This is a genomic window from Dietzia sp. DQ11-71 (genome assembly GCF_014144995.1).
In the GTDB taxonomy this organism is placed as follows: Bacteria; Actinomycetota; Actinomycetes; order Mycobacteriales; family Mycobacteriaceae; genus Dietzia; species Dietzia kunjamensis.
This window is the reverse complement of sequence record NZ_JAALDT010000130.1, coordinates 1-7,731: the sequence shown is the minus strand read 5'-3', so window position 1 is coordinate 7,731 and position 7,731 is coordinate 1. Positions and strand designations below refer to the sequence as shown.

Annotated in this window: 6 protein-coding genes and 1 pseudogene; 3 read left to right on the top strand and 4 right to left on the bottom strand. The window is 71.6% G+C overall.

What is annotated here, in order from left to right:
* On the top strand, positions 1-407 hold a 407-nt coding region (locus G6023_RS05560), incomplete at its 5' end, for a fructosamine kinase family protein (protein ID WP_182634355.1).
* A 5-nt stretch (positions 408-412) separates the two neighbouring features.
* Here the strand turns inward: G6023_RS05560 and G6023_RS05555 are convergent.
* The 4 genes from G6023_RS05555 to G6023_RS05540 form a co-directional block, all read right to left on the bottom strand.
* Positions 413-1,672: a PQQ-dependent sugar dehydrogenase gene (locus G6023_RS05555; RefSeq protein WP_347570723.1), complete on the bottom strand. Its 1,260-nt coding sequence runs from the start codon at positions 1,670-1,672 to the stop codon at positions 413-415.
* A 101-nt stretch (positions 1,673-1,773) separates the two neighbouring features.
* Complete coding sequence (locus G6023_RS05550; protein WP_347570722.1) at positions 1,774-3,003, bottom strand: PQQ-dependent sugar dehydrogenase; 1,230 nt, start codon at positions 3,001-3,003, stop codon at positions 1,774-1,776.
* A gap of 210 nt (positions 3,004-3,213) precedes the next feature.
* Positions 3,214-4,119: a MaoC/PaaZ C-terminal domain-containing protein gene (locus tag G6023_RS05545; RefSeq protein WP_182634353.1), complete on the bottom strand. Its 906-nt coding sequence runs from the start codon at positions 4,117-4,119 to the stop codon at positions 3,214-3,216.
* A gap of 6 nt (positions 4,120-4,125) precedes the next feature.
* Entirely contained in the window at positions 4,126-5,475 is a 1,350-nt protein-coding gene (locus tag G6023_RS05540) for a 3-oxoacyl-ACP reductase (RefSeq protein WP_187699981.1), read from the bottom strand.
* 123 nt (positions 5,476-5,598) lie between these two features.
* Here G6023_RS05540 and G6023_RS05535 point away from each other — a divergent pair, with 123 nt between their 5' ends.
* A complete protein-coding gene (locus tag G6023_RS05535) occupies positions 5,599-6,912 on the top strand; it encodes an acetyl-CoA C-acetyltransferase (RefSeq protein ID WP_120286449.1) in 1,314 nt (437 codons plus the stop codon).
* A gap of 195 nt (positions 6,913-7,107) precedes the next feature.
* Positions 7,108-7,731, top strand: a pseudogene (locus G6023_RS05530) (VanW family protein); the annotation flags it as partial.

Sequence of the window (7,731 nt, the reverse complement as noted above, 5' to 3'; positions counted from 1 at the left end):
TCGGTGTCCTCGGCGGCGCCGACCTCGCCGTGGTCGAGCGGGCCTGCGACCGCGTCGCGTCCGGCGAACTCGACGACCCCGGCGACGTCCCCGCGCGCCTCCACGGCGACCTGTGGACCGGCAACGTGCTGTGGACCGGTTCCGGCGACAACGCCCACGCCGTGCTCATCGACCCCGCCGCGCACGGCGGCCACCGCGAGACCGACCTGGCCATGTTGGCCCTCTTCGGCGCCCCGCACCCGGACGAGATCCTCCGCGGGTACGACGAGGCGCACCCGCTTCGTGAGGGATGGCGCGACAGGGTCCCGCTGCATCAACTGCACCCGCTGGCCACCCACTCCGCCGGGCACGGCGCCGGCTACGCGATCGCGCTGGCCGACGCCGCCCGGCAGGTCCTACGTCTCTAGGCCGGTCAGCCCGCCGCCGGGCTGATGCGGAACACGGCGTCGCGATTGTCGGCGTCGGAGGTCGTCACCAGCAGCGAACCGTCGGGCTCGGGCGCCAGGGACCGCAGGCGACCGAACTCACCCTCGAGGAGCACGGCGGAGTCGACGACAGACCGCCCGTCCTCGCTGAGTCGGAGGAGGACGAGCTTCTGGCTCCTGAGGTTGGCCATCGCGAGCGCCCCCTCCCACTCGCCCCACTCGGATCCCCGCAGGAACTCGATGTCCGACGGGGCCAGGGTCTGCTCCCCGGACGACCAGACGGCCTCGACCGCGTCCGGGAACTCCTCGGTGTCGGTCATCGGCACGTTCTGGTTGTACTGCCCCCCGACGTTCGGGTTCCAGCCGTAGTTCCCGCCGGACTGGAGGAGGTTGACCTCGTCGTCGACGTCCGGGCCGTGCTCGGCGGAGTAGACGCGCCCGGAGTCCGGGTCGATCGCCAGGCCCTGCACGTTGCGGTGGCCGATCGTGTGGATCACCGAGTCGGAATCTCCGGCCGGGGTGCCGTCGGGGTCGATGTGCAGGGTCTTTCCGGCCAGCGAGTCGAGGGACTGTGGGCCGGTCGGGCCGTAGGTGTCTCCGGTGCCCACGTAGATCGACCCGTCGGGGGCGGCGAGCAGACGGCAGCCGCTGTGGATGCCGTCGGCGCCGAGGGGAATCCCGGTGAGGGTGTCACGGACCCTGGTCATGGTGGTCCAGTTCTCGTCGACCTCGAACGTCGTGATCCGGTTGTCTCGCTCGCCGCCGACCGCGCGGGACCAGCACACGTGGATCTCGCGGTTCTGGTCGAAGCCCGCGTCCACGGCCATGCCCATGAGGCCGCTCTCGGACTGGCGGAACAGGCCCGGCAGGTCGATCGACACGGTGCGCTGCTCCTCGCCCGGGCGCTGCACGAACATCCGGCCACCGCGCTCGCCGGTGAGGAGGGTGCCGTCCGGGGCGCGGACCACGTCCCACGGGACGTTCAGCCCGTTCATGACGACGGCGGTCTCGACGTCCGGACCCTCGACGATCTCGACGTCCGGTCCGGCACCGATGCCGGGGGTCGGCGGGAACAGCAGGCCAGGTGGGACCGAACCAGTGTCCACCGACCCCGTCGATCCGGGTCCGAGCGAACCGAACTGGGCGGACGCCATGGCGGGGAGGGCGAGGGTGACGACGGCGGCAGCGGCGGCGGCCCCTGCGAGGGTGCGGGTGCGGGACGAACGGGGCATGGGGCGGTCGTGCACGGAGAACTCCCTGCTGTGGGGTGAGAAGTGATGCGAGCCACAGGTTATGGGCCACACGTGGGCAGGGGTACCGGTCCGGGGTCGGGGCCGGGGCGGGGTTGTCAGCCTGCTGCGGGCCGGACGCGCAGTACCTTGTCCGTGCCGCCACCGTTGGAGGTGGTGACGAGCAGCGACCCGCCGGGCTCCGGGGTGATCGATCGCAGGCGGCCGTGTTCTCCTCGCAGGATCGCTGCGGTCGCGGTGACGGAGGTGCCGTCCTCGGACAGCGTCATGAGGACGATCTGGCTGGTCTTGAGCATCGCCACCGCCAGGGCTCCGTCCCACTCGCCCCACGCAGGGTCGTCGAGGAACGCGATCCCGCCCGGAGCGAGGGTCGGGTCCCCGGAACGCCACGCCGCCTCCACCGCATCGGGGAAGTCGCCGGTGTCGGTCATAGGTACGTTCTGGTCGTACCGGCCACCGGAGTTCGGGTCCCATCCGTAGTTGGACCCGGCGAGCACGAGATTCACCTCGTCGTCGACGTCCGGCCCGTGCTCCGCGGCGACGATCTGGTCGGAGTCCGGCCGCAGGGCCAGCCCCTGCACGTTGCGGTGGCCGTACGTCAGGACGGGGGAGTCACCGATGGTGTCGTCGGCCGGCTCGCCGTCGCGGGTGACGTGCAGGATCTTGCCCGAGAGCGACTCGGGGTCCTGGGGCGCCGGGCCGGTGAACGCATCGCCCGTGCCGATGTACAGGGTGCCGTCCGGGTGGACCAGGATGCGGCAGCCCGAGTGCAAGCCCCGGTCGGCCAGCAGGATGCCGGCCACGAGAACCCTGGGTGACTCGAGGGCGGACCAGTCGTCGGCGGCGGTCCAGGAGGTGACGCGGTTGTCGTCCGCCTCGGCCGAGGAATGGCAGGTGTAGACCTCGCGGCTGGTGGCGAAGTCCCTTGCCAGTGCCATCCCCATCAGGCCGCTCTCGCCTCGGTCGTACAGTTCGCCGAGGTCCGCGTCGACAACGGTCCGCTCCCCGCTCCCGCGGATCGCGTACAGGGTGCCCGAACCCCGCTCGCCGGTGACGATGACGCCCTCGGGGTCGCGGACGACGTCCCAGGGGATCGTCAGCCCGTCGGCGACCGTCTCCACCTCGACGACGGGGCCCTGCGTGGCAGGGTGCCCGGGGGGCTGCGACCCGACCGGGCCGGCGCCCGGGGCGCCACCGGAGTCGGTGCCGCCGGAGCCGACGCCATCCGGGTCGCCGGTCGTCGAGCAGGCGGTGAGCGTGACGACCACGGCCACCGTCACGAGGGCGGCCGGCCGGGCGAGGAGGCGGGGGAACTCGGTGCGGTGCACAGCTACTCCTGGGCCGGGGTGAGGGGATCCGGTAGGGCTCCCCTCTGCGGCCGAACCTATTCGACGCGCGGCCCGCGCGACACCGGATCCCGACCCGGCGGGTCCATCCACCCAACGACAAGAGCGTCCCGCACACCTGCCTCTCGGGCGACGTGTGCGGGACGCTCTTCTCGACGACGGAGCCCGGTCGGGCCGCGTGCCGGGTGGGGCCTAGAGCTCCTCGATGCTCGCGGTCGCGTGCACGGTGCCCAGCTTCTTGGGATTGCGCACGGTCAACGACCAGGCGGGATCACCCGCGCCGCCGCGACGGGCGTAGATGCCCAGCTTGGCCGGCAGGATCACGGGCTTGCCGAACTCCACCGAGTAGCGGGCCCGCTCGGGGATCCCGCCCTCGACCGTGCCGAGGAGCGTGGCGGCCGTCCACATGCCGTGGGCGATGACGTTCGGGAAGCCGAACGCCTTCGCGCCCACCTTGGACACGTGGATGGGATTGCGGTCCCCGGACACGGCCGCGTACTCCGCGATCTGCGCCTCGGACACCGATTTCACCACGGTGGGGTCGCCGATCTCGGCTGCGGTCGGCGGCTCGGGCCTCGGCGGGCGCGGGGCGTCCTTGGCCGGGGTCAGCGAGGTCCGCCGCTTCGAGAGCAGGCCCGACCGTTGCACCCAGGCGGGCTCGTCGTCGTCACCGGTTCGGATCTCGGTGACCACGTCCAGCAGCAACCCGGCGGGGTGCTCACGCAGGTTCTCGGCGTGCGCCCGGATGTTGAGCTCGTCGCCGACCCGCAGCGGGCGGCGCGATTCGATCTCGTTGGTCAGGTGCACCGACCCCATCGCCGGCACCGGGTAGTCCGGATCCAGCATGAGCTGCATGCTCAGCGGGAACGCGAGGGTGAACGGGTAGGTCAGCGGCAGTTCGTCGGTCAGCCGCAGGCCACAGACGCGGGCGTAGGCGGCCAGGTTGGCCACGTCCACGCGCACGCCGGCGACCTCGACGCCCTTCGACGGCATGGACTTACCGTCGCGGGAGCCGCCCACGACGGGAAGGGCGCCCACCGCGGCCTTGCCGTACTGGGCGAGCAGGTTGGGGATGGCGGGAAGGCGGGTGTACTCCACGTCAGATCACGCACCCAGCAGGGACTGGCCGCACACGCGGATCACGTTGTTGGTGACCGTGGACGAGGCGGGGTTGGCGAAGTAGGCGATCGTCTCGGCCACGTCGACCGGCAGACCGCCCTGCTGCAGGGAGTTCATGCGACGGCCGGCCTCGCGGGTGGCGAACGGGATGGCGGCCGTCATCTGCGTCTCGATGAAGCCCGGCGCCACGGCGTTGACGGTGACGTTCTTCGAGGCCAGCTCGGCCGAGGCGCCGTTGACGAACCCGATGACACCGGCCTTCGAGGCCGCGTAGTTGGTCTGGCCGCGGTTACCGGCGATGCCGGCCATCGAGGACACACCCACGACGCGCGAGCCCTCGCCCAGCACGCCCTTCTCGGCGAGCTCGGCGGTGATGCGCTCGGGGGCGATGAGGTTGACGGCCATGACGGAGTCCCAGCGGGCGCTGTCCATGCCGGCCAGCGTCTTGTCACGGGTGATGCCGGCGTTGTGGACGAGCACGTCGACGCGGCCGTCGTGACGCTCTGTCACGTGCTTGGCCAGGACCTCGGCGGCGTCGGCGGCGGTGACGTCCAGCGGCAGCGAGGTGCCGCCGACCTTGTTGGCGGTGGCGGACAGCGACTCGCCGGCGGCCGGGATGTCACAACAGATCACGTGCGCGCCGTCGCGGGAGAGCACGGCCGCGATCTCGGCGCCGATACCGCGGGCGGCGCCGGTGACGACGGCGAGCTTGCCCTCGAGCGGGCGGTCCCACGATGCCGGGGCGGTGGCCGAGCCGGCCCCCACGCGGAACACCTGCGCGTCGACGTACGCCGACTTGCCGGACAGGATGAACCGCAGGGTGGACTCGAGTCCGGAGGCTCCCGCGTCGGCGTCGGGGGAGACGTACACGAGCTGGACGGTGGAGCCGCGCTTCATCTCCTTGCCGAGCGAGCGGGTGAAGCCCTCGAGCGCGCGCTGGGCGATGCGCTCCTCGACCGAGCCCGTCTCCTCCGGGGTGGTGCCCAGCACGACGATGCGGCCGCTGGCGGCGACGTTGCGGACGACCGGGTTGAAGAACTCGAACAGGGCCTTGAGGTCCTCCGGGCGACGCAGCGAGGTGGCGTCGAAGACGAGACCGGCGAACTTGCCCTCGGCGCCCGCGGCGGCCAGCTCGTAGTCGCCGGCCAGCATCTCCCGGACGGGGTCGGCCAGGCGGCCCTCGCCGCCGATGAGGACGGGACCGTGCAGGGCGGGCTGTCCGGCCTCGTACCGGCGCAGCTGCTCCGGCTGCGGGAGGCCGACCTTGCCGGCGATGAACGACCCCGGGGCCGAGGTCACGAACTGCGAGTAGAGGTCGAGGTTGCCCTGTGCCATGGCGATCATCTCCTGGAGAGGTGCGGTACTACGGGTCGACAAATAACTTACTGCTGAGTAACAATACGTGCAGGGCCGCGTTTCGGGCCACCGGACACCGAGAACACAACGGGAGTGACACACGTGACCACCAGCCCCCGCAAGGTCGCCATCGTCGGCGGCAACCGAATTCCCTTCGCCCGCTCGAACGGCAAGTACGCGGACGCCTCCAACCAGGACATGCTCACCGCCGCGATCGACGGACTGGCCAGCCGCTACAACCTCCAGGGCAAGCGCGTCGGGTCGGTCGTCGCCGGCGCCGTGCTCAAGCACTCCCGCGACTTCAACCTCACCCGTGAGTCGGTCATCGGCTCGGTGCTCGACTCGGCCAGCCCGGCCTACGACGTCCAGCAGGCCTGCGGCACCGGCCTGGCCGCCGCGATCCAGGTGGCCGACGCGATCGCCCTCGGGCGTATCGAGTCCGGCATCGCCGGAGGCACCGACACCACCTCGGATGCGCCGCTCTCGGTGAACGACGACCTGCGCAAGACCCTCATCAAGGTCAGCTCCGCCAAGTCCACCGTCGACCGCCTGAAGCTCCTCGGAGAGATCCGCCCGCAGGGCCTCGTGCCCGAGCAGCCGCAGAACGCCGAGCCGCGTACCGGGCTGTCGATGGGTGAGCACGCCGCCATCACCGCCCGCGAGATGGGGGTGACGCGCGCAGACCAGGACGCGCTGGCCGTCGCCAGCCACCACAACCTCGCCGCCTCCTACGACTCCGGGTTCCAGGACGACCTGGTGACGCCGTACCTCGGCGTGGCCCGCGACGACAACATGCGGCCCGACTCCTCCGAGGAGAAGCTGGGCAAGCTCAAGCCGGTCTTCGGCAAGCGCGACGCCGAGGCCCACGGCACCGAGGCCACCATGACGGCCGGCAACTCCACCCCGCTGACCGACGGCGCGTCCACCGTGCTGCTGGCCAGCGAGGAGTGGGCGAAGGAGAACAAGCTGCCGGTCCGCGCCTACCTGGTGGACTCGGAGACCGCCTCGGTGGACTTCGTCCACGGCCACGACGGTCGCACGCCCGACGGGCTGCTCATGGCCCCCACCTACGCGGTGCCGCGGCTGCTGGCCCGCAACGGCCTGACCCTGCAGGACTTCGACTACTACGAGATCCACGAGGCGTTCGCCTCGCAGGTGCTGGCCACCCTGGCCGCGTGGGAGTCCGAGGAGTACTGCACCGAGCGTCTGGGCCTGGACAAGGCCCTGGGGTCGATCGACCGCTCCAAGCTCAACGTCAACGGCTCCTCGCTGGCGGCCGGTCACCCGTTCGCCGCCACCGGCGGCCGCATCCTGGCCGCCGCGGCCAAGCTGCTCGAGCAGAAGGGCTCCGGCCGGGCGCTCATCTCCGTCTGCGCCGCGGGCGGCCAGGGCGTCACCGCGATCGTGGAGCGCTGACCCCCGCACCTCGTCCAACTCGCCGCGGGCTCGTCCCGTGAGTCCGATGAGCGCAGCCCCCGCGTCCGGCGCGGGGGCTGCACTCATCGGTATCGGTCCGTCATAGTGGTGTTCACAGTGGTTCGGGCGGGGACGTCCCCGGCCGGCGGCCCGCGGGGTTCCGCCGTCCCCCGCTCGGGAGGAGGTGGATGACGCGTGGTCGAGTCCCACGATGACGACACCCCGGCACGCCCCGTCGCGATCGAGGGCGCGGGCCCGCACCCGGCTGCGTCCGACCGACATCGGTACCGGGTGCGGTCGCGGTGGATCTACACCGGTGTAGGCCTGTTCATGGCACTTGCGGTCCTGTACGGCTTCGATCTCGTGCACAGCATCGGCCGGGTCCCGCGCGGGACGGAGGTCGCCGGCATCCAGGTGGGCGGGATGCGGACCGCCGACGCCGAACGGCGACTGATCGCCGAGCTCGGACCGCGGGTCGACGACGAGGTGGATCTGCGCGCCGGGGCCGTGTCGACCACGCTGGACCCCGACTCGGTCGGCCTGTCGGTGGACTGGCAGGGCACGCTCGACCGGGGCGGTGAACAGCCTCTGAACCCGCTGAAGCGGCTGATCAGCGTGGTGTGGTCGACCGAGGTCGGTATCGCCAGCGTCATCCCGGACGCACGGCTGACCGATTTCCTCGAGCGCCTCGCCCTCCAGGCGGACTTCGAACCCCGCGAGGGCGCCATCTGGTTCGACCGGGATCAGGTCCGCTCGGCCATCCCGCTCGACGGGCAGCGCCTACAGATCGAGAACTCCCGCGACGCGGTGCTCGAGCAC